Raw genomic sequence first — 24,772 nt, forward strand, 5'->3', positions numbered from 1 at the left:
ACATGAAAAAGCAACAGGTAGAACCCGTCGCTTTATGTTTAATTTTTTAAATTCACTTGTGGCATACGCTTAAAGACTGGCATCAAAACTAATGCGACAATCAAGCCCATAACAGCTTGGGCAATATTACCAATGATGGAAGCCACACCGGCAGCCCAATTATAAAGCAAGGCCCCAGCTAACAAATAACCCACGACCATAATGACCGAACCTAAAATCAAGCCAGCGACCTGACTTGAGACGCGCTTCTGATAACCAAAGTACCCGACAACATAACCTTCAAGACCATGAATCACCAATGAAAAAATCATCCATTGCGGATAACCAGCAAGTAAGTCAAGCAACAACCCACTCAAGCCACCAACAATCATCCCACTTCGTGCGCCACCTAATAGTGCCGCAATAAAAATACCCGCTTCGACTAAATTCACAAAACCGTTTGTTGCTGGTACGGGAATTTTAACGATATAAGATAAGGCGACATTAAAGGCAATAATCACCGCCAAAATTGCCAAGTGCTTTGTGTGTTGTGCTTCTTTCATTTTTCGGCCCTCCGTGCGCCTTGCCAGACATTTCCAACATCAAAGGTGTGATTTAAATCGACACCATACTTAATCCCATACCAGACAAATTCTTTCGCATCTTGTGCGGCGGCTAAAACATCAGCCGTTTGACCAAGGTTTACCGCTAAACTGGCTGATAAGGTACAACCAGCGCCGTTATGGTACATCTTAGCTTCCGGAATTTTCGCTTGCGTCAAAAATGTCGCTGTTGTCCCATCATATAACACATCAACCGCCTCATCGCCGGCCAACAAGGTCCCACCTTTTAATAAGACATTTTGTGCACCAAGCGCCACGAGTCGTTGCGCTGCTTGCACCATATCCGCCCGTGAAGTAATTGTTTGGCCGGTTAAAATTTCCGCTTCACGTAGATTGGGTGTCACCACCGTTGCTAACGGTACGAGCTGATCAATTAAACAGGCCACAATATCTTTTGTCTCAACCTGTGTTGTTTCCTTAAACACCATCACCGGATCAACAATAATCGGGATATTAACATCCCGTAGATATTGGGCAACAAGGCGAACAATATCAGGTGTTGGCAATAAGCCAACCTTAACAGCAACAATATCTTCCAGTGCTAAAGCCGATTCTAATTGTGCCGCAATCACTGCTAAATCAAGCGGGAAAATTTGAAAGGCATCTGGTGTCACCGTCACAATACTTGTGGTCACACTTAGGCCAAAAAAGTTATAATTGGAAAATGTTGCTAAATCTGCCTGAAGTCCCCCACCTGCAAGGGTATCGGAACCAGCGATTGTTAAAATTTTGTGGGGCATAGCCTAAACTTCTTTACTTAATTTTTATGGTGCTGAGGCAACGAAATTGATATTGCGCCCATCATCGGTCACGGCCGTCACGACCGCATTGTTACCACCTGACGTAATAGACCATGAATAATAACGGCCATGCGCTTTTGCCCAAGCAATCGCCTCACTAATTGGCTTCCCTTTGAGTTGCGCTGACTCTTTAATGCTATCATTCTGACTGCTTGAAGCACTTGAACTTTGCGTTACCTGACTACTTGATGATGCAGCTGAATGTTGTTGACTCGAAGATTGACTGGCGGTACTACCAGTTGTCGAATCAATCGTTTCATCAATCGTTTTACTAGATTGCGTCTGCGTTTGAATCCGCGTCGACGTACTTTGTGATGTTGAATAGGTGATATAGAGAAACATACCCAAACTCACCACCACAAGACCAGCTAACACAATGAAAAAATTGCGAATAGGATGACCTTGTTTTTTAAATTTAGGACGATGATAATCGTAATCTGTCATACCTTACCTCTCATTGTTCTCTATTATAACATAGAATAAATATCATTCTGCTTCTGCTAACTGATTTTATGATAAGATTAGATTAGCGACTTTGAGGAGAAAAATCACATATGCTCAAAACAAACTTAGAACGTATCTCAATAAAAGATGTGATTATGATTGCCATTGGTACCGGCCTATACGGTTGGGGACTAATCAATGTTAATATCCCCAACCGTTTGGCTGAAGGTGGTATATCTGGTATCACTTTGATTTTAAAAGCCCTATTCAATTGGAATCCGGCCTATACAACTTTCATCTTAAATATTCCATTATTATTTATTGGCTACCGTATTCTCGGTCGGCGTGCCCTGATCTATACCATTTGGGGGATTACATCACTGTCAATTTGGCTCTATATCTGGCAAGTGTTCCCGACACCACCAGCCCTGAATCAAGATATGCTAATTGCTGGTCTGATTGCCGGTATCGTTGCCGGTGCTGGTCTAGGAATTGTTTTCCGCTTTGGTGGAACATCTGGCGGAACTGATGTTGTGGCTCGCATTATGGAACAAAAATTTGGCATTCAAATTGGTCGAACCATGTTTGCATTGGATGCAGTGGTCCTACTTTTGTCCCTGGTCTACATTGATATTGTGCACATGATGTATACCTTGATCGCCTCATTCGTTTTTACTCAAGTCTTAGCACTCACGCAACAAGGCGCTTATACGGCTCGGTCATTTATGATTTTCACGGACTATCCAGAAGAAATTTCACATGCCATTATGGCAGAATTAGAACGTGGGACTAGTTTGTTAAAATCTGAAGGGGGTTATTCTCACCGCGAACAACGCGTTGTCTACGCTGTTGTCGACCCTTCCGAAGTCAATACAGTCCAACACATTATTGAAGAAATTGATCCAAAAGCGTTTGTTTCAATCTTTACAGCGCAGGAACAATTGGGTGAAGGTTTCTCTTATCTACGCCCAAAGAAAAAATATTTTTTCTTCTAAAAAAGGATGCCAATGGCATCCTTTTTTTAGATTAGATTTTTTTGCATATGTGTATAGTGGTGCGAACCAATCATTAAGTCTCCTGTTGGCACAAACCCTAAACGTTGGTACAACGCCATTGCATCAGGATTTGAATCATCAACATTTAGGCCAATCACATGGCGATCTTCTTGTCGTGCCCGTGTTTCGGCGGCTTTCAGCAGCGCCTGACCAACACCTTGACCACGTGCCGAAGACGTGACAACGACAGAATCAATATACCATTCGTTCTCAAAGACTTCAGAATCCTCAAACAACCACCGGTGATAACTATACTGATCAGCTAAAACAGTTTGCATTGCCGTGTCTAGCACGGGTTCATCAGTATCTGGATAACCAAACAAAACCCCAATGACCTGACCGGCATCATCTTGTGCCACCAAAGCGCGTCGGTAGTGATAACGCGCCTGATCTGATTGCGTCACAGCCAAGCGCCAGGCTGTCTGCACATCAGCTACACTTAATTCATCATAAATCGCCAAATCCATGGCATCAAAAATTGTTTGTTCTAATTGTAAAATCGCATCTTGATCAGCTTGCGTTGCAGCGCGAATTATCATGCAGTACTTTCCTCCGGTTGGATCATCGTTAAGCCAATACGTTGGCGTTTTGTATCAATTTCAACCACCCAAACATCGACAATATCCCCAACGGCCACAATATCAGCCGGTGTTTTAACACGGTGTTTAGCTAGCCGAGAAATATGCACCAACCCATCGTGCTTCACGCCAAGATCCACAAAGGCGCCAAAATCAACGACATTACGCACCGTACCTTGCAGCTTCATGCCAGGCTTCAGATCATCAATGTGTAAAATATCTGACTTTAACAAGGCGCCAACCATTTCTGATCGCCCATCACGGCCTGGTTTTTGTAAACTTTCCACAATGTCATGCAGTGTTTGTACCCCAATACCTAGTTGATTAGCCGTTTCAATCGTATCTAGCAGGCGTAACTTTTGATTAGCTGCTGGTGTGGTTAACTCATGGTGGGATACTTGGGCTAATGCCAACAATGCCTGAGCTGCGGCGTAACTTTCTGGGTGAATATCTGTATTATCCAACACATTATCACCTGATACTATCCGTAAGAAACCAGCTGCTTGTTCGTACGCCTTTGGTCCCAAGCGTGGCACTTTTTTCAACGCCACGCGAGACTTAAACTCACCATTGGCCTCACGATAAGCAACAATATTTTGTGCTAACGTTTGGTTCAAACCCGCAATGTGGGTTAAGAGCGCCGCACTTGCAGTATTTAAATTAACGCCCACTTGATTAACTGCTGTCTCCACCACTGCATCAACTTGTTCATCCAAAGCTTTCGTATTCAAATCATGTTGATATTGACCGACTCCGACGGATTTTGGATCAATTTTAATCAGTTCAGCCAGTGGATCCTGAATACGGCGACCAATGGAAATCGCTGATCGTTCTTCCACATGCAAATCAGGAAACTCTTGACGCGCGGCATCGGATGCTGAATAGACTGAGGCGCCTGCTTCGTTCACAATGGCATATTTTACCCCTTGCGGTAAATTCGCCGCCACAAATTCTTCTGATTCACGGGATGCTGTGCCGTTACCAATAGCAACTAGTTGCACATTAAACGTCGTCACCAATGTCTTAAATATTTTAGCCGCATCCGCCCGTTGTTGGGCGTTGGCCGGCTTATGCGGATAGATCACTTGCTTTTTCAGGAATTTACCTTGCGCGTCAATGATTGCCAGCTTAGAACCAGTTCGGAACCCTGGATCAAAGCCCATCACAACCTGTCCCTTTAACGGTGCTTGCATAAGTAAGTGATATAAATTCTGACCGAAAACTTGAATCGCCTGTGCTTGGGCACCTTGCGTTAAGGTTTGGCGCACTTCACGTTCAACTGCGGGTTGAATAAAGCGCTTGTAGGCATCTTCAATCGCGCGTTGGAGCACCTGAAAACCTTCACCATCTGTTGCTTGTCCCTGACGCATTGTCGTTTGCATAAAATGATACATACGTGCTTCAGGAAAATCAATTTTAACAGATAGCACGCCATCCTTTTCACCACGATTAACAGCTAAAATACGGAACTGATTGTTTGTCAGCGTCTTGATGGGTTCACTAAACGCATAGTATTGCCCATAAACTTCTTGTGGGTCTTTTTCACGCCCACCACGCTTTAACGTGGCCACTAAAACACCATCCCGTTGCATGCGTGTCCGCAGCCACTGTCGGTAGGTCGCATTTTCACCAATTTGTTCAGCTAAAATTTCGTGTAAACCAGCTTGCACAGCTGTGACTGTTGGCAAATCATCATTGATAAATTCAGCATAGTTGATTGGTGCCGTCAGGTCTGCCATCACGCGATCAGCTAATGGTTGTAAGCCCATTTCTCGCGCAATCATGGCTTTTGTCCGCCGCTTTTGCTTATAAGGTAAATATAAATCTTCCACTGCTTGTAAAGTTGTTGCGGCTTGAATAGCTGCCTGTAATTGTGGATTTAATTGTTGTTGCTCATGAATCGCCTTTAATACCGTATGCTGACGGGCCACCAAGTCTTGCACTTTTTTAGCAGCTGCCTGAATATCACGAATTTGCACTTCGTCTAATTCGCCGGTCATTTCCTTACGATAACGTGCAATGAAAGGCACCGTTGCCCCATCATTTAATAATGTCAAAGTTGCTTGGGTTTGCTTTTGTGGCAAGCCTACGCCTGCTGCAACACGAGCTGCAAGCGCTGTTGCTGATAACTCGGTCAAAACTAATTCTGTCATGTTTAAATTCCGTTACTCTCTTTTCGCTATTGCCTCATCTCATGATCAGACAACACCTTTCATTCTATCGTAAGTTACCCAAGCCAATCAAATCGATTCTATTTTCAAGTTGTGACATGACTAATCACGTAAATCCCCTTGACGATAACCAAGATAGCCTAGCCTAATCAACGCCAAGGCAATTGCTAATACAATACCCCATGATCCCCAATCAATTGCCGATAACGGTGCTTGCGCAACCCACGAGCTCGGCATGACTTGAATTAACCATTCTGGCATTTTGAGCATTTTACCTAAATACAGCATATAAAAGTTAAGCCCTAAGACCAAATAAACCAATCGATACCACTTTGGCAACCACCCCAACAAAATTGCCGCTAAACCGACAAAAAATAGCAAAATCGGGAACGCATTAACTGCCACCGCGTTAAATTTGGCAATCGTAATGGGCGTTGGCATCACAATCGCTTGAGCTACAAACATACTGTAAATGGCAGCAAGCCATGCACCCAATGTGAACAGCACCCCACTGCCAACATAACCGGCATATAGGCGTAATCGGCTAATTGAATGCGCACTAATTAAATCCATCGTGCCATTTTCTAAATCACGCTTAAAGCGACCAATGGCAATGAGCCCAGCGATACTGGCGACCGTGACTGGCATAATTAAAATGGTGTGCATGAAGACCAGCACAATTTGATCACCAAGAAGCATCATTTTTGACGTGCCCAACAAATTTTTTAAGACAGCATTGTCGGCTGCTAGTTGCTTAATTTGATGAAAAATGGCGCCATAACTTATCCCCAAAGTGCTTAACCCCAGTAACCAAATCACAAAGCTGCTCCGTTCTAAACGCACTTGTAAGCTAAGCCAGCCACGCAAAGATTTGGGTGCCGTCGCGGGTCCAACACTGATACTGACAAGACCTGTTCCCAAATCGCGCGTCGCTAACAACCACAGACTCCCACCAATGATCACGAGGCTTAAACATACTAATAATATCACGGGTAGCCAATTGTTTGTCGCGCCAATTTGGCTCTTTTCCACCCAACCTAATGGTGATAACCAAGTGAGTTGCGGCTTGACGGTGTCTGTCACCATGCGCCCAACAAACATCACACCAAAAATCAAATATCCCATGGCGGTCGCTAATCGTGCCTGACGTGCAAGCTGTGCGGTCAGCAGACCAATACTCATAAACAATAAGCCACTACTCAATAGTCCCACCACAAATAACAGTGTCGCCGGCCAGGTAGCCCCATTTAATACCCGATAGGATATACCAGTTAAGGCAATCGCCACGTTGATGATCATCACTTCAATTAAGACGGCCACCGGTTGGGCAAATTTACCCACTGCGAGACTACGCAACAGCTCATTGACGCCTTTTTCTTCCTCAGCGCGTGTATTTTTAATCACCAGTTGGAAATTCATCACCACCATCATCATGATGGTAAATAATAACATTTCCCCCACTGCAATATCAAAGGTCGTATACGTCGTTAAGGGTGGTAATAAGCCAAAAAGTGCGACCATTGCCGGCGTTTTTAACGTTGTCACAATACTTTGTACTTGCGCAGGTGTCCCATAAATCTGGTTGTAAATGGCGGCAATAATCAAATTCAAGCCGCCGACAATCACAAACCAAATGGTCAAGACCAGCCAATCTTTTTTGAGGTAAAACCACGTCAACTGCGTGGTCTTTGCAAGATTATTGTTCATGCGCTGCCCCATCCTGATAATAAGTCAAAAAGATTTCTTCTAAAGTTGGTGGCGTTATGCGTAAATCTTTTAAACCAAATCGTGCTAATTGTTGGGTCACCGCCGCTAGCCCATCGTGCGAGACAGTAAAAGTCAGACGCTGACCGTCTTGTTTCAAGTTCGTTACCCCAGACATCGTGGCCAATCCAGTGGCATCTTCGGTTACAATCGCTAAGACATTCAGGTTGGCGATATGCTGCAAGTCTTGTAATTCGCCAGTTTCAATAATTTCGCCTTGTCGAATAATCGCAATTTGATCCGCTGTTTTCTCAACTTCATCTAAAATATGAGAACTTAACAACACCGCTTTATTGGCCGCTTTCAGCGCCAATACTTCCGACTGAAAATTAAGCGCCTGTAAGGGATCTAACCCGCTGGTTGGTTCATCAAAAATATATAAATCCACATCAGCAGAAAACGCGGCAATTAACGCCACCTTTTGGCGATTACCTTTGGAGTAAGTGCGCGCTTTTTTGGTTGGGTCAAGCGCAAACTTTTTAATCAACGTATCTGTTTTTGCCGTATGTTCGTGACCGCCCATCCGCAACAGCAAATCAATAATTTCACCGCCGGTTAAATTGGGCCACAAATAAACATCTCCTGGCACGTAAGCAATCCGTTGATGGGTGCCCACAATATCTGTTAAAGCATCGTGGCCATTTAACGTCACTTGCCCAGATTTTGGTTTTAAGAGTCCCAAAATAGTACGAATCAGGGTTGATTTCCCCGCGCCATTTGGCCCCAGTAAAGCAAATACCTCACCTTGGTGAATCGTAAATGTGACTTGCTTTAAAACATGAAACCGACCAAAAAACTTGTCCAAGTTTTGCACCTGTAAAACGTCATTTGCCATCAGCAACTCACTCCAAATTTTCGCTATAATATGGCTTCATTTTGCGCCTTTCATCACGCGTTTGCAAGAAAAAAGGCCATAAAAAAACGCCAGTAACAAATTCATGTTACTGGCGGGTAGGTAGATAGATACTACCCAGTTGGTCACTAGTAGTATACCTTATTTTCCAAACGATAACAAGTTAAAAATGACACTATTTTTGCCAAAAACTTTGCGCAATCGCGCGCACCACTTGGGTCATTTGCTTGGCTGATTGTACATCATGCACACGTAGAATGCGTGCACCACGCTGAAACATTTCTGTTGCCGCCACCAATGACACATCCGCACGCGCCAACTTTGGCAAACCTAATAAAAACTTGGCCCAACCTTTGTTAGAAACGGCAGTCATAACTGGCCGTTGTAGGTCTTGTAAATGACCAATGGTATTCATCATTGCCAAATCCTGCGCAACATCAGAGTTTTTCGCGTAACCCACCCCAGGATCTAACGCAATACGTTGTCGATCAATGCCCGCCGCAGTTAATTGCGCTAAATTATCTTCAAACCACGCATGCATTTCCGCTTGCAAGTTCACGACAGTTTCGCCACGTGGATTCCACATCGTTAACAGTCCAACTTGGTGGTCTGCCAGAAATGGTGCTTTCCGAGGGTCATCCAAAAAGCCATTCACATCATTGATAATATCAACGCCTAAGGCAACGGCGCGGACCATAACGTCATATTTATAGGTATCGACGGCAATCACAGCGTCAGGATATTGCGCCTTAATACCTGTGATAACCGGTGCAATGCGATCAATTTCTGCAGTTGGGGTTAATTCAAGACCAGCTGCTTCAAAGCCTGGTTTGGTCGTTTGCCCACCAACTTCAATCACATCTGCCCCTTTGGCTAACATCTCACCGGCTCGGGCCACCATCGTGTCAACATCCGCGACTTGGTCCCCGTTATAAAATGATTCCGGACTGACATTTAACACACCATAGATAATGCCATCGGCGTCATGCAAGGTTTTATCATTCACGACCCAGAGGTGATCAATCGCGACTAACCACTGTTGCAATTCAGGACTGGCAGTACGTTCGTGCAATGCGACAATCGCTCCGCGACTCAGCCAGTACGTATCATCGGTTAATGGGATCGCACTGTATTCCGCCAAACACTGTTGATCGGCAGCGGTGATCCGCCAAGCAGCCCCTTCGCCGCGCACAACCATTTGTGCTAACACCGGATTTTCTGTTGTGATTTGTTCAAAATGCATGCCCAATTTTCTCCAATAACTGTTTTGCTGCGCGTCCACGATGCGAATAATGTACGCGTTCGGTCATTGGCATCTCAGCCAACGTCAAGCCATTTTCAGCTTCAAATAATGTATCAAAACCAGCTGAATAAGTTCCCCGCGGCGCTAACGCAAGCGTCACACCACCGCGACCGGTACTCTGATAAACAGCCCCTGTTGGCGTAAGCAATACAAACAACGCCGCCAAATTGGCCCCACGATCCATACCAGGTTGGTACAATCCTAGTAAATACGCATCCTCTTCTTGCATCGATTGAAAGCCCATCGCTTTAAAATCTCGCGCAATCGTTAGGCCGAATTTGTCAGGGAAGGCCGCAAAAAATGCCCCCGTATCATCAGCTAAAATGAATTCATCGGGTAAAAATTGTTGGATAAACCGTGCTTTAACTAACGCATTCTCAAATTGATCATCCGTTGTTTCTGCCGGAAATGTTTTTTCTGGCATCAGTTCGCGATAATTCACGGCAGTCATGCCAAATGTGGCAAAAACAGCCACAATTTCGCGGGTTTTCGCCGAATTATTTGATGCAATCACAAGCCGATTAATCATGAAAAACCTCCAACTACATTTAACGTATAAAATGAACCCGCCACCACAATATATTGGCTTGATGACGTACGTTGTGCCATAGCATAAGCTAAGGGATCTTGGTCCATAACCGTCACAGGCAAGTTCGCATCAATCGCTTGAACGGCTTCGGCTAATGCTGTAGCCGATAACGCGCGTGGATTATTTGGCGTGACCGTGATCACCGCTGAAACCAAGGGTAATAAAATAGTAAGCATTTGGTGGTAGTTTTTATCTGCTAATACCCCAAGGACCAAGATTGGCCGCTCCGGTAATGCCCAGTTCGTCAATGATGCCACGAGACCTTGCGCGGCATCTTCATTATGAGCACCATCCAATAGAATATGTCGCGTTTGATCGACTTGCATACGCCCTAACATTTGCGCCTGTGCTAGCCCGCGACGACGAGTTGCCACATCAAACGTTACCTGTTCTCGCTGCTCTAGTGCCGCCAGAATTTGCCAGACCACGCTGAGATTACGACGTTGAAACGCCCCCACTAAACCAAGTTGGTAGTGTTCTCCAGCGACTGACACGGCTAAGCCGTCAGGCGTATCCTGGCACACCTTAACCGTCACTGGCTGCGCAGCCCAGATGGCCTGTTTAGCCTGGGTGGTCGTTTTTAAAATGTTTAACACTTCAGCTGGTTGTGCTAAATCACTGACAACTAACGCACCAGGCGTGATAAGATCAGCTTTATTTTGTGCAATTTCGGCCAGTGTTTGACCTAAAATATTTTGATGATCCAGACCAATTTCGGTGTAGGCGACTACGGCAGCTTGTCCCACCATGTGTGTCGCATCATCACGCCCACCCAAACCAGCTTCCAAAATGGCATAAGTCACGTGTTCGGCTTGGAACACCAACAATGCCACAATTGTCCACACTTCAAAGTAAGATAAATCGTCAATCGTCCGGTCATGAGCAACTAAAGCCTGTAGCAATTGATGATAAGCTGTCACCCAAGCTGCCTCGGTCACGAACTGACCGTTTAACCAAATTTGTTCACGGTCGTTAAACACTGCTGGACTGGCAAAATGCCCCACTGTCTCGCCATGTGCGCGTAAGACCTCACGCAACATCGCCCCAGTTGAGCCTTTCCCATTGGTACCCGCAATTTGAATAATCGTCAAACCTTGATCTGGTTGTCCGACCCATTGCAAGACCGTGCGTAAAAATGTTAGCCGGTTGGGATCGAACACCCGCCAGCCTTTATCTAATTGTTGTTGAATAGTTTGATAAGTCATCTGATTAACGCTGACTGACCCGACGGGCAAAACTATCCCGCAAAAAGGTATCGGTTTTTAATAAATCACGATAAATTGACGTATTGGTTTGCGTCCCTGGTTGATTAATGCCACGCATTTCCATGCACATATGGCGCGCTGTGACGTTAACGGCCAACCCTTTGGGATGTACAATACGTTGCATTTCATCTGCAATCAAATGGGTCAAATTTTCTTGTACACTTGGGCGGCGGCTCGCCCAATCTACCAAACGTGGTACCTTACTCAACCCAATAATTTCACCATCTGGTACATAGGCCACATCAACGGTACCAAAAAATGGTAATAAGTGATGCTCACACATTGAATAAAACGGGATGCCTTCGACAACAACCATATCAGCATCTTGCGTGGTGTCAAATAATTTATAGTCGGAAAATTGCGTTTCACCGGTATGGGCAAAGATTTCGGCATGTGCTTTAACGACACGTTCAGGGGTCTCAATAACGCCTGAACGGTTTGGATCATCCCCAATTGCTGCCAATAAGTCGGTGACGCCTGTTTGCAGTTTCAAAATTTGTTCGTTATTAAATGTTTTCATATTCTACTCTCGCACCAGTCACAACGCGCACCCAATTGGTGTCGGTCGTGCTAGCTAATAATCGTTCAATTTCATGTCGACGATCCGCTGCAATCACATCTAAAAGTGGTTGCAAGACAAAACGTCGGTTTGCCATTTCACGGTGCGGAATGGTCAAGACATCGTCTGACCAGACTTCATCCCCGAACACTAAAATGTCGAGGTCAATGGTACGCGGTCCCCAATGGATTTCGCGGACACGCTTGAGTTGTTGCTCAATCACATGTAGGCTGGCCAACAGTTCTGGTGCTGACAGTGTTGTTTCTAATCGGACCGCAATGTTATAAAAATCATCTTGGACCACGCCCCCAACTGGTTGGGTTTCATAGACTTGTGAGACGGCGGTCACTGTGATTGCTGGCATCGCATGCAACAGCTGCACAGCCCGTTGTAAATTGCCTAACCGATCACCAATATTGGACCCCATACTCAAATAGGCCCGCGTCATGCTTCAGCCCACTTTGACAGGTCAGTTGGTGTCCCACTGACTTGAATAACAAACGGATCATAGATACCAGGCAATGGAATGTAATCCTTATGAACAGCAACTTCAATTTTATCCACCTGCGGAAATTGGGTTAATAACGCCACTAACAAAGCATTAGCCAGACTTTCCATCAAGTTAAATTGGCTAGTTGTTACAATGGCTTCAACCCGTTGATAGACATCAACATATGAAATTGTTGTGGTTAAATCGTCATCTTTCACAGCCGTTTCAATTGGATAATGAACAGTGACATCCACTGCAATTTGCTGCCCTAATTTCTTTTCTTCATCGAATACGCCGTTATAGGTATAAAACCGCATATTCGGCAAATGAATCATTCCCATCGTTCGTCTCCCTAGCATATCGTGATGATATTTTACTGCAATTATGTGTACATGCTGATCATTTATTTTTTAACAATCTGAAAATATTGTACCATAAATCACCTGATGACAAGACGAATCTAACTGCTAGCATAAATCGGCCTATGCACTATCGGTAATAAAAAACGCTCAAAATAGTCGTGTTCCCACAACTATTTTGAGCGTTACAGGCTTAGCCTTGTTTAGCTTTATTGACTAGTGTTGACACCAGCATTGGTAAGATTGAGATGAAAACAATCCCCACGGTAATCAATTCAAAGTTTTGTTTGACCAACGGAATGGCCCCAAATAATGCGCCCGCCAATAACATCAGCACAATCCAACTCGCCCCACCCACCGCATTATAACGGGCAAATTTGGCGTATTGCATACGACTCATGCCGGCTATAAATGGGATAAACGTTCGAACGATTGGCGTAAAACGTGCCAAAATAATGGCACTGGCACCATGCTTATCAAAAAAGTTTTGTGACTTTTCCAATTTGTCACGACTAATGAGCTTGGCCCCCCAACGACTAGAAGAAAGGACAGGCCCAAAATGTTCCCCGATTTCAAAATTCACAAAATCGCCCAGAATTGCTGCCGGCACTAACAATAACACTAACAGCAAAAAGTTCAGGCCGTTAAACGATAATGTCGACAATGATCCGACTAAAAATAAAATCGAATCACCCGGTAAAAACGGTAAAATCACCAACCCTGTTTCAATAAAAATTAAGGCAAATAAAATCCCATAAACCAAAATCGGATTTTGGTGTGCCAGTTGCGGTAAGTAGACATTAAAATTGAGTAAACTTGAAATAATCCCTGTTAACATGTGTTGATATCCTTTTTATGTTAGGTTTCTCTCAAGTATAAGCTTATGTTGGGCATTAAGCCCGATTATTTCATGATTAAATTCTGATATTTTGTCAGCAATCATCAGCTGTCTGTCAAACCTGATCACTTAAAATCAAAATTTGAAATATCTGTTTGTAAAATTCGGTCAACAATGATTGGTGTTTTCTTGCGGTAAGCTTTGGCACCTGATTCAAAAATCAGCCAAATATTATCCCCTTGAAAATCAATCCCTTCTAAATAAGGTGGCAACTGCGCCATCGTCCCAGCATAAGTAAACTCATTGGTTGTCGCATCGTACTGATAACGCATCATAGCAGCGGGCTGCTTACCATAAGAAAAAGTAATATATAAATTTTCATGATAGAAATTGATGCCTTGAATGTGACCGTTTGCTGTTTGAAGCTTGGTATCACGATTCAGTTTACCCGTTGGTGCTTGCCCGTCTGGATCAGCCATCAACGTATTGGTCGTGCGATTAATAGGAAAACGTTGAATCAACCCATTTTTGTTGGCACTAAATGTCCCAACCCAGATGGCATCTTGGTAATACTCAATTGTCGCCGCAGTTTTGATATCTGCTAGTGTTATGACGTCGTCAAATTACGTCAAAATTTGGTCTTTTTTAGATTTGATCAGCTTACTAATTTGAATACGCCCTAATTTTGTCACCCCTTGACTATCATCTGACAGATATAGGGTTTGCGTACGGTCATCAATGGTAATCCCGCCAACATGCGCACGAGTTGGTAAGGTAATTGTCTTAATCCACTGGTGCGTTTTGCGGTCAATCAAAAACAACACCGAATTTAATTGACGCGTATGGTCATAGGCACTCACAAAGATATACTTGTCATTTAGTGTGAGGCTTTGTGGCGTCATATTCGTTGTATATTGCCATTGCTTTGCCTGCCCAACAGATTAACTTTCAACTATTATGATCGTATCATGAGATGGTGTCTCATAAAACAAGATTTAATAAATTTTAATGCTATACTGCATACCAACGAACAAAAAATTATTCTAATAATATATCGTACTAAGTTGTGTCTGATAACTTGACATGCCAGAAAATTCATTATAGACTAAATGAATTGTAATTCAATTTTAATCAGCGCAATTGATCGAATTGCAAAGCTGGCATGTCTGGAAAGACACGTCAGCTTTTTTAAGGAGTTTATGCATGACAGAAAAAGTAGCGTTAAAAGAACTTTTGGCGATTGTCGCTCTCTCAGTCGTTGCCTTCTCAGGCATTATGGCTGAAACCGCCATGAATGTCACCTTTACGGTGTTATCACAAGAATTCAATCGCGATTTAAACAGGATTCAATGGGTGACGACGCTTTATCTCTTAGCCGTCACCATCATGATTACGACCAGTGCTTTTTTGATTAAGCGCTTTAATAGCCGATGGTTATGGTTGAGTAGTGTGTTTATTTTCCTAATTGGCACGCTGTTAAGTGGTTTTGCCCCAACACTCACATGGCTTTTGATCGGCCGTATCCTAGAAGGTATTGCCGCCGGCATTGCCATGCCGTTAGTCTTCAACTATGTTGTTGATGTCGTACCAGCTAAATACGTGGGTACCTATATGGGGCTCGCCTCACTGGTGGTTGGTTTAGCGCCGTCATTTGGTCCCACTTACGGCGGTGCCTTAGTTGAAATTTTGGGTTGGCGGTCCATTTTCTTTATTCTATTAATCGCACCATTCGTCTCTTTACTACTGGGTTGGTGGACAATTGGTAAAATTAAACAACCACCCATCACCAAATCATTTGACGCTGTGGCTTTTGCGCTCCTAGCTGTGTCGCTAACGGCAGCCTTACTGGTGGTCAATACACTTGAATCCGGCACTTTGAATTGGCCTTATTTAAGTTTAGCCGTCATCATGCTACTGGCTTTTATTTGGCGTAGCAACACCTCACAAAAAGTATTCTTAAATTTAAAACTACTGACACAATTAAAATTTACCGCCTTATTAGTTGCGATTTCGTTGTATATGTTTGTCATGTTGGGGTTAAATTTAATCATTCCAACCTATCTCCAAAATGTCCAACACACCTCAAGCTTCTGGGCAGGATTTGCTTTATTACCTGGTACCCTGTTAGGCGCCTTTTTCAACCCCTTATTTGGTCGTATGTACGACAAAATCGGTGCTAAAGCACCGATCTATATTGGTCACAGTATTTTCACTGCGACTGTTATCATTCTGACAATTTTGACGAAGCAGTTGAGTCTCATCTTAGTGATTGTGCTCTACATTTTGTTTATTCTCGGTCGCAATATGTCGTATACAAATGCACAAACAGCCGCAATTGCTGAACAAACTGATGCGGTAAAATCTGATGCGACAGCCATTATTCAATCAACACAAATGTTTATGGGGGCTTTGGGCACCACCGTTGCCGCACTCCTACAATCACACGGCGGCGTCTTAATTGGCTTTGGTTGGTTTAATTTGCTGGCGATTAGCTTATCCCTGTTGATTTTCGGACTCCTTATTTTTTACTTTAAATCAACACGATAAAAAAGGCACACAATTTTGCGTTAAATTGTGTGCCTTTTTTGTGGCCATGATATTAATTTTGATGGGCAATCGTGACCAATTGTGACAGCAAGGTCGGATTCTTCACACCATCACCTTCAACAGCCGTAGCAATGGCGACCCATTCTGGTTGCACCTGCGTCATCACAGTTTGTAGATTGTCAACTGTCAAGTCACCCGCCAACATGATTGGCTTTTTCCGAAGCGGCTTAGGTGGCACTGATTGCCAATCAAAAGATGTCTCAATCGTAGCAGCGGTATCTATCAAAATAATATCAGCCGCTGCTTCTAGCATGACTTCTACCGGTTCTCGAACTTGAATCACGGGAACACCCCGATCATGTAACAAGGTTACTGCATCTTCAGTTGTTTGACTTGGCAACTGCACGCCTTGGATGACACCATTATCAAAAAAAGTGAGGATATCCATCACATTTTGATCGTCAAACACACCATATAGTGGTATGTTTTTATCCAACTGCTCACGAATCTGCATCGCTGTCATAATCCCAACACTGTAGCGGTGTCCTGGCGCAAGTATCACGCTCGCCATGTCAGGTTGGAGCGTATTGACGAGATCAGCATCCGCCACGTTAAGTAGCCCACTCAAGTTAATTTTAGTCATAATTAGGTGTTAATCCTCTTAATCTGCTTACTAATGTTCATTTTATCATTTTTATACAAATAAAAACGTTCTAAAAATAGTTGCGTGAGCAATATTTTCAAAACGTTGAGTGCCGTGATGATGATTAATCATGGCATCTAAAATTTTATAAAAACGGAAGTTAACTATCTTAAAAGAATTGCATACTATATGTGCCTTTAAAGGTATCACCGGCAGCCAAAACATTCACGCCAAACTTTTCTTTGAAGTTACCCGTTGAATCTACCGTATCAGCAATACCCCACCAAGGCTCCAGGGCAATAAATGGTGCTTGCTTACCGGCTGGTGTCCAGATGCCAATAAATTGTGCGTTTTCTAACGTCATCCGTAGCCCGTGTTGGTTCGCCAAACGTGCTAGCAAGAATGACGTTTTTTGGCGATCTAACTTTAGAATAATGGCATCATCATGATAATCTTCTTGTCGCAACCGCAACGGAATATTGGCATTAAACGGTGTTGCAGCATTAGGATTTGAGTATGGCCCAGTCAAGCGTACGCGATCATAGATTTTTTCTGGTTCAATTGATACGTAGTAGTCTGAAAACTTACCGCCATCCAATGGTAGATTAAAGGCAGGATGCCCACCAACGCTAAAGAAGAGGGATTCTTCTTTATCCGTATTCGTCACAATATAAGCAACTTTCAATTCGTTGTCATCGGTTAGCTCATAACTAATATCAAATTGGAACTTAAATGGGTAAATACGCAAAGTTGAATCCGTGTCATGAATCCGGAAAACCGCACGAGTCTCACTTTGTTCGACGACCTCAAACAAGGTATTACGCGCAAAACCATGTTGATTCATAAAATAAGTTTCACCAGCAACTTTGAATTGATCACCGCGTAAACGACCAACAATTGGAAAAAGATTAGACGCATGGCGTCCCCAATATTTAGGGTCTCCAACCCAAATATATTCCAACTCAGCCTGTTTATGCCAAACGCTTGTCAATTCAGCGCCGTATTCGTTAATTTGAACTTTTAAGTCATTGTTTTCTAGTGTAATCATAATATCTATATTCTACCAAATTTTTTTACAAAATGTTGTGCTGTCTGCGTTGATCAGTCTTTTTTTGCCCGTGGAAAGAAAGACTGATAATTTTTTTGCAGGCTTTCACGTGTCACATGTGTATACATCTGCGTGGTTGACAAGTTCACATGTCCCAATAATTCCTGAACTGTGCGCATATCAGCCCCGTGGTTCAACAAATGGGTGGCAAAAGTATGACGCAACATATGCGGATGAATGGTGCCAGTTAACGCTGATTTTTTCATCAATTCATTTAAAATATAAGTAATCCCAGCTGCCGTAATCGGTTCGCCACGATGATTCACAAAGACACGATCATGCGGGGCTTGTTTCGCCACTAACTGCGGTCGTAGCTCATGTAAATACTGGGTCATCGCTTGCGCTGCAAAATGACCAAATGGCACGTAGCGATCCTTGTTACCTTTACCATGAATTAACACTAATCGTTGGGCAAAATCGAGTTGGGCAATGGTTAAATTGGCAATTTCCGCCACACGCGCACCTGTCGCATACAAAAATTCAAGCAATGCCGCGTTACGTTGCCAAAGTGGCTCGTCTTCTGCATAAGCCACTTCAAACAATGTCGTCAATTCCGATTCGTAAAAAAATTCCGGTAAATGGCTTTGGTGTTTGCGCAACGCCACATTTTCAAACGGATTATCACTGACAAATTGATTGGCCAACATAAATTGAAAAAACATCCGTAAACTACTGATTTTGCGCGCAATTGTTGTACGTGCCAACCGGCGCTCATACAACTCATTTAAATACACCCGAACGTCTAAAGTCTGCACCGCACGGTAGGTCGTAAAACCACCATTTTCGGCTAAAAACGTGGTGAAAGCCTCGATATCGGTTAGATAAGCTTTAACGGTTAAATCAGAATATTGCCGTTCAGCTTGCAGGTAATCTTGATACAATTGTGCTTCTTTGGTTGTCATATTCTTATTATAACCTGAAAAACTTAAGAACTTTTAAATTTAGTTATAATCAATCAAACATCCCCCTGTTAACCACGTATTTCGCTATGATAGAAGTAGCTAAATTTTATTCTTGATTGAAAAACAAAAATAGACATCAGGGAGTATCCTTATGAAAATTCCAATACAAACACCACTTGAACAACTACGTGATGGTATCAACACGTTGCAACATCAGATTCAGCAAGGACTTGCGACTTTCCGTAAAAATATTTTGACTAACCGTGATGCGCGACACACTCCCAAGCACCCACAGTCCAACACGGATTCCCGCGCCGTTTCAATCGTATCATATGAAGCCACGCCAAAAGCGGTTGATGCCGATAGTTTTGCTTATGCGTTGACAGCTGAAATGACCGAAAATCAGGCGGATAATCTGACACAACCTATCCGTCGGCACTGGTATCGGGTCTTGTGGCAACACCCCGCTCGCGTCATCGCAGTACTGGTTGTTATGGTTTTGCTGGTCTATACGGTGATTATGTTTGCGCAAGCTAAAAGTAATCACACCACACAAATCACGAGCCCAAATACACAACAACGCAGTAATTAAAAAAGCAACGCCCATCTGGGCGTTGCTTTTTTAATTCTTAAAGGAATGAATTGGGGCCGGAATATGCCCACCACGATTAATAAAATCAGCACTTGATTTTGGTACAACCGGCATCACTGGCGCTGTCCCCAGCAAGCCACCATAGTCCACCATATCACCAACTTTAGTCCCGTTGGTTGGTAACACGCGGACTGCGGTTGTCTTGTTGTTTTGCACACCAATCGCTGCTTCATCAGCGATCATAGCCGCAATCGTTGTTGCTGGCGTATCACCAGGTACGGCAATCATATCCAACCCAACTGAGCAGACGGATGTCATCGCCTCAAGCTTGGCCAATGACAAAATACCAGCTTTAACCGCATCAATCATGCCCGCATCTTCAGAAACCGGAATAAAGGCCCCTGATAATCCACCAACACGCTGTGACGCCATCACGCCACCCTTTTTAACCGCATCATTGAGCAACATCAAAGCCGCTGTTGTCCCATGAGTACCGACCATTTCTAAGCCAATTTCTTCCAAGACTTCCGCCACTGAATCACCACAAGCCGGTGTTGGTGCTAAACTCAAATCCACAATGCCAAATTCAACGCCCAACCGTTCAGCCGCTAACGCCCCAACCATTTGACCGACACGTGTAATCTTAAAGGCAGTCTTTTTAACCGTTTCCGCAACAATATGAATTGGTTCGCCCTTCACTTTTTCAAGTGCACGCTTCACCACACCAGGGCCAGAAACACCGACATTAATCACCACATCGGCTTCTGTCACGCCATGGAAAGCCCCTGCCATAAACGGATTATCTTCCACCGCATTGGCAAACACCACTAACTTCGCATTGGCTGTGTCTGACTTATCCGTAATCGCTTTGATCGTTTCACCCATTAACTTAACCGCGTCCAAGTTAATGCCTGCTTTGGATGACCCAATATTCACACTTGACATGACAAGGTCTGTTTCGGTCAACGCGCGTGGCAATGATTTGATCAAAGCCAGGTCACCATTGGCAAACCCCTTTTGTACAAGCGCTGAATACCCGCCAATAAAGTCAACCCCAACAGTTTTAGCCGCATCATCCAAGGCATGCGCGTATAACAACATCTCATCTGGCGTAGCTTTACCAGCGATTAAAGCAATTGGCGTCACACTAATCCGCTTGTTGGTAATTGGAATCCCGAATTCACGTTCGATTTGTTGCGCGACCGCCACTAAATCCTTGGCGTAGGTTGTAATTTTATCATAAATATTTTTTGCCGTATCTGCCGGTGTCCCAGCAATCGTATCAAGCAGTGAAATACCCATTGTCACAGTACGAATATCCAAATGCTCTTCGGCAACCATGTTAATTGTTTCTATAATTTGCGTGGTTTCCATGACTTCTCCCAAATTTTTGGCCATTAATCAACCGCAATGCCACATCAAAAATAACCCCTAACATCAATTTTTAAACACGACGCATCGCATCAAAAATTTCTTCACGTTGGGTATGAATTTCAACATTTAACTGTTGCCCAAGTACATTTAAATCATCTTGTAAGCCATTAAAGGTTTCGTCTAGTTGTTCAAGATTCACCAACATGCTCATTGTGAAAATATCCGACATGATCGTTTGTGAGACATCTAAAATGTTCACATCATGTGATGCTAAGGTTTGTGCCACGCTGGCGATAATGCCTGGCTTATCTTTTCCAACTACGGTTACAACTGCTTTTGCCACGATTTTTCCTCTTTAAAAAGTTATTTTACGTATTATACAATAAGACGCGCACCCTTGTCATTAACTGAATGCAATTTGCGGCTAACGATACAACCGTTCGCCGGCTTGCCACCCTAAAAATTGTACCGTTTTGGCATCATCATGAGCTTGTGTTTTCGCATCAACATGCGAATCATACAAGTGCGAAGTGAACATCGCTTCATATTCAGTCACACTGACCTGGTGTCGGTTTGCCAATAAGGCATCCGTCATAGTTTTTGGGACATAGTCGGCAAAATTATCTTGTAAGGTCACTGAGTATAATTCAGCCTCAGACCCAGACCCATAACTAAAGATAGCAATATCTTCCCCTGCCACCAGATCCGTTGCCTGGCTTAATAGAGATAGCAAACTGAGATAAACCGACCCGGTATATAGATTTCCCACCTGACGACTATAGACTTGACTGGCTGTTAAATGCTCAGCCAAACGGATTTGCTGGGTAGGTGACGCTTCGGCCATAATTTGATCCAGCGCCTTCTTCCCCATTTTTGTATAAGGTAAATGGAACGCAAAGCCAGCAAAATCATCAAGAACATGTTGCGTTTGCTTTTGATAACGTTGCCAAAGTGTTAAAAACATCTCTTTATAAACATCAGTTGAGAGATGACCGTCAACTAACGCTTCTTCACGGTCAACCGGCCGCCAGAAATCAGCGACATCCCGACTCATATAAACAGAATCTGAATTAATCGCTAAAATTTTCGGTTCACTCGCCACAACCATAGTAACGGCACCGGCGCCTTGTGTGACTTCACCTGGTGTTCCCAAACCATAACGGGCAATGTCAGCCGCAATCACCAAAACACGCTTTTCTGGATGCAAGGTCACGTAGTCGCGTGCCTGCATCAAGCCAAACGTTCCTGCATAACAAGCCTGCTTTAACTCAATGGTACGCGAAAATTCTGATAAATTTAATAATTTTTGAGCGTAGACAGCGGCTGATTTGGAATTATCAATCCCTGATTCCGTGGCAAAAATGACCATATCAATCGCTGCACGGTCGTCATCCGTTAAAATACTTTGGGCAGCATTAACGCCCATCGTCACGACGTCTTCATAGTTGGGTACGACAGCTTGTTGCGATTGGCCGATGCCAATTGTATATTTTTCTGGTTCGTCCCCACGTGCTTGCGCGAGCTCAGTAAGATCTAACACATAATTTGGTGTGTAAAATCCGATTTTATCAATCCCTATTGTCATGGTTATTATCTTTCCTTTGATCATGTGCGTTGACGCAAAAAAGCGTCCTCAGACGCCTTTTTACGCTATATGGGTTAAACACACAGCTTAATAAAGTTCCTTGACCTTTTCTTGGATACTTGGTGTTGAAATAAATTCATCATACGTTGTATCCACACGGTCCACAGCACCTTTGGCTGAAACTTCAATCACGTGGTTGGCAGTCGTTGCCAAGAATTCGTGATCGTGAGAAGTCATAATAATGCCACCCTTAAAGTTCACCACGGCATCGTTTAATGATTGAATTGATTCCAAATCCAAGTGGTTCGTTGGGTCATCCATGAGCAAGACATTGGCCTTCAATAGCATCATCTTAGCCAAGGTAATACGCACCTTTTCACCACCAGAAAGGACTTTGATTTGCTTCAAAGAATCGTCGCCGCGGAACAACATTTGTCCCAACATACCACGAAGACTTGTATTGTCCTTTTGATCTTCTTCCGCAAAATCACGCAACCAATCCAAAATCGTTGCTTCTTGATCGTCAAAGTTATCATTCAAATCTTTGGCAATATAAGATTGTGATGTTGTCACACCCCAAGTCACTGACCCAGTGTCTGGTTCAAGTGTGCCGGCAATAATTTGCATAAGTGTTGTGGTTGCCAAATCAGAACGTGACAAGATCGCAATTTTATCGCCAGGACGGCCGATAAATGAAATATTATCGAGTACTTTTTCGCCATCAATTGTCTTAGACACATTCTCAACACGAATCATGTCGTTGCCCAATTCGCGGTTCATTGGGAAATTAATGAATGGGTACTTACGTGATGATGGCTTGATGTCATCCAACGTAATCTTTTCCAATTGTTTCTTACGTGCAGTAGCTTGCTTTGACTTAGAAGCATTGGCTGAGAAACGGGCCACGAATTCTTGCAATTGCTTAATTTGTTCTTCCTTCTTAGCATTTTGCTGAGAAGCCAAACGTTGCGCCAATTCAGAAGATTCACGCCAAAAATCATAGTTCCCGACGAATGGTGTAATCTTACCAAAATCAACATCCAAGATGTTTGTTGACACGGCGTTTAGGAAGTGACGGTCGTGGGACACCACAATAACTAGGTTCGGGAAATCAGCCAAGAAATCTTCTAACCAGTTAATTGTCTGCACATCCAGACCGTTGGTTGGTTCATCAAGCACCAAAATGTCAGGGTTTCCAAACAAAGCTTGCGCCAACAACACCTTCACTTTATCGTTTTCAGTCAATTCACCCATTAACGTGTAGTGCATATCGTCAGGAATGCCTAACTTGCTCAACAATTGACCCGCTTCAACTTCTGCGTTCCAACCATCAAGCTCTTCAAATTCTGCACCCAAATCCGCTACGCGAACACCGTCTTCATCATTGAAATCCGGCTTGGCATAAATGGCGTCCATTTCTGTCTTGACTTGATACAAACGCTTATGCCCTTGAATCACTGTGTCCAACACGGTAAATTCATCAAAAGCAAAGTGATCTTGTTGCAAAGATGACATCCGTTCACCTTCACCAATCGCAATCACACCTTCTGTTGGTTGCAATTCACCTTGTAATAACTTCAAAAAAGTTGACTTGCCGGCACCATTGGCACCGATAATACCGTAAGTATTGCCAGGCGTCAACTTTAAGTTAACATCTTGATATAATTTAGGCCCAGCAAAGCTGAAGCTCATGTCTGATACTGTGATCAATTAAATTTCCTCCATTATCGCTGTGTTCAGGTTGTTTTATCTCAATCACCAAACACAGTTCTGTAAAAATACCTGTTATAACTATAACAGAAAAAGCGCGAAAGGTCGCGCTTTTTCATAACTTTATTCCAACACAATCCCTGACTAATCTGGGCTAATATTACGATTTAAAGCCACCTTCAACCGGTATTTGGAACGTTTCTGACTCACCAGAATTCAAATCATGAAAACCATTTTCAATCGGAATCAAATTTTCATCTGGATCATCTCGTGTATCACCCAAAAAAGTAAAGAGGCTTAAGACAACGTATAATAAACTGAAATAAAAGCCGTATGACATCGATACTAAACCGAACCAAAGTGTCGCAACTAATGCAAAAATGACTGGCATCAGCAATAATGTGACGGGTGAATAACCATGGCGGCGAACATCATAGCCTAGATACAACATGTAAGCACTATTAAGGATGATATAAATAAAAATCACCTTATGCAAACTCGTCCAACCTGCTAGTTCACCCAAGAAAGGTAGGCCCCAGCCAAATATAATTGCAGCCAACCATTGATAACCATAATATTTTTTAAACGTCTTTTTCATCCGTGACCACCTTTAATAACAATTCTATCTTATCTGATTATAT

27 protein-coding genes are annotated in these 24,772 nt (G+C 43.4%); 3 read left to right on the forward strand and 24 right to left on the reverse strand.

The features are described 5' to 3' along the window. Window positions 1–38: 38 nt before the first annotated feature. From FGL80_RS07230 to FGL80_RS07240, 3 genes are read right to left on the reverse strand one after another with little or no spacing between them, the layout of a single operon-like run. The gene (locus FGL80_RS07230) at window positions 39–542 is read right to left on the reverse strand and encodes an ECF transporter S component (protein WP_010000899.1); all 504 of its coding nucleotides are present in this window, start codon (window positions 540–542) and stop codon (window positions 39–41) included. Beyond that, a complete protein-coding gene (locus FGL80_RS07235; protein ID WP_055307819.1) occupies window positions 539–1,342 on the reverse strand; it encodes a bifunctional hydroxymethylpyrimidine kinase/phosphomethylpyrimidine kinase in 804 nt (267 codons plus the stop codon). Before FGL80_RS07235 ends, FGL80_RS07230 begins: the two co-directional genes overlap by 4 nt. A 24-nt stretch (window positions 1,343–1,366) precedes the next feature. Next, a complete protein-coding gene (locus FGL80_RS07240) occupies window positions 1,367–1,846 on the reverse strand; it encodes a hypothetical protein (RefSeq protein WP_055307818.1) in 480 nt (159 codons plus the stop codon). A gap of 110 nt (window positions 1,847–1,956) precedes the next feature. On the opposite strand from FGL80_RS07240, the gene FGL80_RS07245 reads away from it, so the two are divergent. Next, window positions 1,957–2,841 carry a YitT family protein gene (locus FGL80_RS07245; RefSeq protein WP_055307817.1) on the forward strand — a complete coding sequence of 295 codons (885 nt, stop codon included), beginning with the start codon at window positions 1,957–1,959 and terminating at the stop codon, window positions 2,839–2,841. Between the two features lie 26 nt (window positions 2,842–2,867). Here the strand turns inward: FGL80_RS07245 and FGL80_RS07250 are convergent, their stop codons facing one another. From FGL80_RS07250 to FGL80_RS07310, 13 genes are all read right to left on the reverse strand, one after another. Beyond that, window positions 2,868–3,440: a GNAT family N-acetyltransferase gene (locus tag FGL80_RS07250; RefSeq protein WP_055307816.1), complete on the reverse strand. Its 573-nt coding sequence runs from the start codon at window positions 3,438–3,440 to the stop codon at window positions 2,868–2,870. Beyond that, on the reverse strand, window positions 3,437–5,632 hold the full coding sequence (locus tag FGL80_RS07255; RefSeq protein ID WP_147001910.1) for a Tex family protein: 2,196 nt from the start codon (window positions 5,630–5,632) through the stop codon (window positions 3,437–3,439). The genes FGL80_RS07250 and FGL80_RS07255 overlap by 4 nt, the downstream gene beginning before the upstream one ends. Window positions 5,633–5,752: 120 nt before the next feature. Continuing rightward, entirely contained in the window at window positions 5,753–7,357 is a 1,605-nt protein-coding gene (locus tag FGL80_RS07260; RefSeq protein ID WP_055307814.1) for an ABC transporter permease, read from the reverse strand. Next, window positions 7,347–8,249 carry an ABC transporter ATP-binding protein gene (locus tag FGL80_RS07265; protein ID WP_055307813.1) on the reverse strand — a complete coding sequence of 301 codons (903 nt, stop codon included), beginning with the start codon at window positions 8,247–8,249 and terminating at the stop codon, window positions 7,347–7,349. Before FGL80_RS07265 ends, FGL80_RS07260 begins: the two co-directional genes overlap by 11 nt. A 193-nt stretch (window positions 8,250–8,442) precedes the next feature. Continuing rightward, on the reverse strand, window positions 8,443–9,510 hold the full coding sequence (folP, locus tag FGL80_RS07270; RefSeq protein WP_055307812.1) for a dihydropteroate synthase: 1,068 nt from the start codon (window positions 9,508–9,510) through the stop codon (window positions 8,443–8,445). Continuing rightward, complete coding sequence (locus tag FGL80_RS07275; protein ID WP_055307811.1) at window positions 9,500–10,099, reverse strand: non-canonical purine NTP pyrophosphatase; 600 nt, start codon at window positions 10,097–10,099, stop codon at window positions 9,500–9,502. The genes folP and FGL80_RS07275 overlap by 11 nt, the downstream gene beginning before the upstream one ends. Further along, a complete protein-coding gene (locus FGL80_RS07280; RefSeq protein ID WP_055307810.1) occupies window positions 10,096–11,364 on the reverse strand; it encodes a bifunctional folylpolyglutamate synthase/dihydrofolate synthase in 1,269 nt (422 codons plus the stop codon). The genes FGL80_RS07275 and FGL80_RS07280 overlap by 4 nt, the downstream gene beginning before the upstream one ends. A gap of 4 nt (window positions 11,365–11,368) precedes the next feature. After that, entirely contained in the window at window positions 11,369–11,944 is a 576-nt protein-coding gene (folE, locus tag FGL80_RS07285) for a GTP cyclohydrolase I (protein WP_055307809.1), read from the reverse strand. After that, window positions 11,931–12,431, reverse strand: coding sequence for a 2-amino-4-hydroxy-6-hydroxymethyldihydropteridine diphosphokinase (gene folK, locus FGL80_RS07290; protein ID WP_055307808.1), 501 nt, complete (start codon window positions 12,429–12,431; stop codon window positions 11,931–11,933). Before folK ends, folE begins: the two co-directional genes overlap by 14 nt. Then, on the reverse strand, window positions 12,428–12,814 hold the full coding sequence (folB, locus tag FGL80_RS07295; RefSeq protein ID WP_010000945.1) for a dihydroneopterin aldolase: 387 nt from the start codon (window positions 12,812–12,814) through the stop codon (window positions 12,428–12,430). Before folB ends, folK begins: the two co-directional genes overlap by 4 nt. A gap of 211 nt (window positions 12,815–13,025) precedes the next feature. Continuing rightward, complete coding sequence (locus FGL80_RS07300) at window positions 13,026–13,670, reverse strand: VTT domain-containing protein (protein WP_055307807.1); 645 nt, start codon at window positions 13,668–13,670, stop codon at window positions 13,026–13,028. A 125-nt stretch (window positions 13,671–13,795) separates the two neighbouring features. Next, window positions 13,796–14,149, reverse strand: coding sequence for a hypothetical protein (locus FGL80_RS07305; RefSeq protein ID WP_055307806.1), 354 nt, complete (start codon window positions 14,147–14,149; stop codon window positions 13,796–13,798). Between the two features lie 144 nt (window positions 14,150–14,293). Then, window positions 14,294–14,572 (reverse strand): hypothetical protein, encoded by a 279-nt coding sequence (locus FGL80_RS07310; protein WP_055307805.1) that lies wholly within the window; start codon window positions 14,570–14,572, stop codon window positions 14,294–14,296. Window positions 14,573–14,873: 301 nt separating this feature from the next. On the opposite strand from FGL80_RS07310, the gene FGL80_RS07315 reads away from it, so the two are divergent. Then, a complete protein-coding gene (locus FGL80_RS07315; RefSeq protein ID WP_055307804.1) occupies window positions 14,874–16,217 on the forward strand; it encodes an MFS transporter in 1,344 nt (447 codons plus the stop codon). Window positions 16,218–16,269: 52 nt separating this feature from the next. Here the strand turns inward: FGL80_RS07315 and FGL80_RS07320 are convergent, their stop codons facing one another. From FGL80_RS07320 to xerC, 3 genes are all read right to left on the reverse strand, one after another. Continuing rightward, window positions 16,270–16,860, reverse strand: a complete 591-nt coding sequence (locus FGL80_RS07320) for a phosphoribosylanthranilate isomerase (RefSeq protein WP_055307803.1) — start codon at window positions 16,858–16,860, stop codon at window positions 16,270–16,272. 169 nt (window positions 16,861–17,029) lie between these two features. Beyond that, window positions 17,030–17,908, reverse strand: a complete 879-nt coding sequence (locus tag FGL80_RS07325; protein WP_055307802.1) for an aldose 1-epimerase family protein — start codon at window positions 17,906–17,908, stop codon at window positions 17,030–17,032. A 53-nt stretch (window positions 17,909–17,961) separates the two neighbouring features. Beyond that, on the reverse strand, window positions 17,962–18,870 hold the full coding sequence (xerC, locus tag FGL80_RS07330) for a tyrosine recombinase XerC (protein ID WP_055307801.1): 909 nt from the start codon (window positions 18,868–18,870) through the stop codon (window positions 17,962–17,964). 151 nt (window positions 18,871–19,021) lie between these two features. Here xerC and FGL80_RS07335 point away from each other — a divergent pair, with 151 nt between their 5' ends. Then, entirely contained in the window at window positions 19,022–19,462 is a 441-nt protein-coding gene (locus FGL80_RS07335) for a hypothetical protein (RefSeq protein ID WP_055307800.1), read from the forward strand. Window positions 19,463–19,492: 30 nt separating this feature from the next. On the opposite strand, the gene FGL80_RS07340 is transcribed toward FGL80_RS07335, so the two are convergent. The 5 genes from FGL80_RS07340 to FGL80_RS07360 form a co-directional block, all read right to left on the reverse strand. After that, window positions 19,493–20,836 carry a PFL family protein gene (locus FGL80_RS07340; RefSeq protein ID WP_055307868.1) on the reverse strand — a complete coding sequence of 448 codons (1,344 nt, stop codon included), beginning with the start codon at window positions 20,834–20,836 and terminating at the stop codon, window positions 19,493–19,495. A 70-nt stretch (window positions 20,837–20,906) separates the two neighbouring features. After that, the gene (locus tag FGL80_RS07345) at window positions 20,907–21,179 is read right to left on the reverse strand and encodes an ACT domain-containing protein (RefSeq protein WP_055307799.1); all 273 of its coding nucleotides are present in this window, start codon (window positions 21,177–21,179) and stop codon (window positions 20,907–20,909) included. 81 nt (window positions 21,180–21,260) lie between these two features. Beyond that, window positions 21,261–22,421 (reverse strand): hydroxymethylglutaryl-CoA synthase, encoded by a 1,161-nt coding sequence (locus FGL80_RS07350; protein ID WP_147001911.1) that lies wholly within the window; start codon window positions 22,419–22,421, stop codon window positions 21,261–21,263. Between the two features lie 87 nt (window positions 22,422–22,508). After that, window positions 22,509–24,131 carry an ABC-F family ATP-binding cassette domain-containing protein gene (locus FGL80_RS07355; RefSeq protein ID WP_055307797.1) on the reverse strand — a complete coding sequence of 541 codons (1,623 nt, stop codon included), beginning with the start codon at window positions 24,129–24,131 and terminating at the stop codon, window positions 22,509–22,511. Window positions 24,132–24,291: 160 nt separating this feature from the next. Beyond that, on the reverse strand, window positions 24,292–24,729 hold the full coding sequence (locus tag FGL80_RS07360) for a hypothetical protein (RefSeq protein WP_055307796.1): 438 nt from the start codon (window positions 24,727–24,729) through the stop codon (window positions 24,292–24,294). Between the last annotated feature and the right edge of the window lie 43 nt (window positions 24,730–24,772).

It is taken from the genome of Leuconostoc lactis (assembly GCF_007954625.1).
GTDB lineage: Bacteria > Bacillota > Bacilli > Lactobacillales > Lactobacillaceae > Leuconostoc > Leuconostoc lactis_A.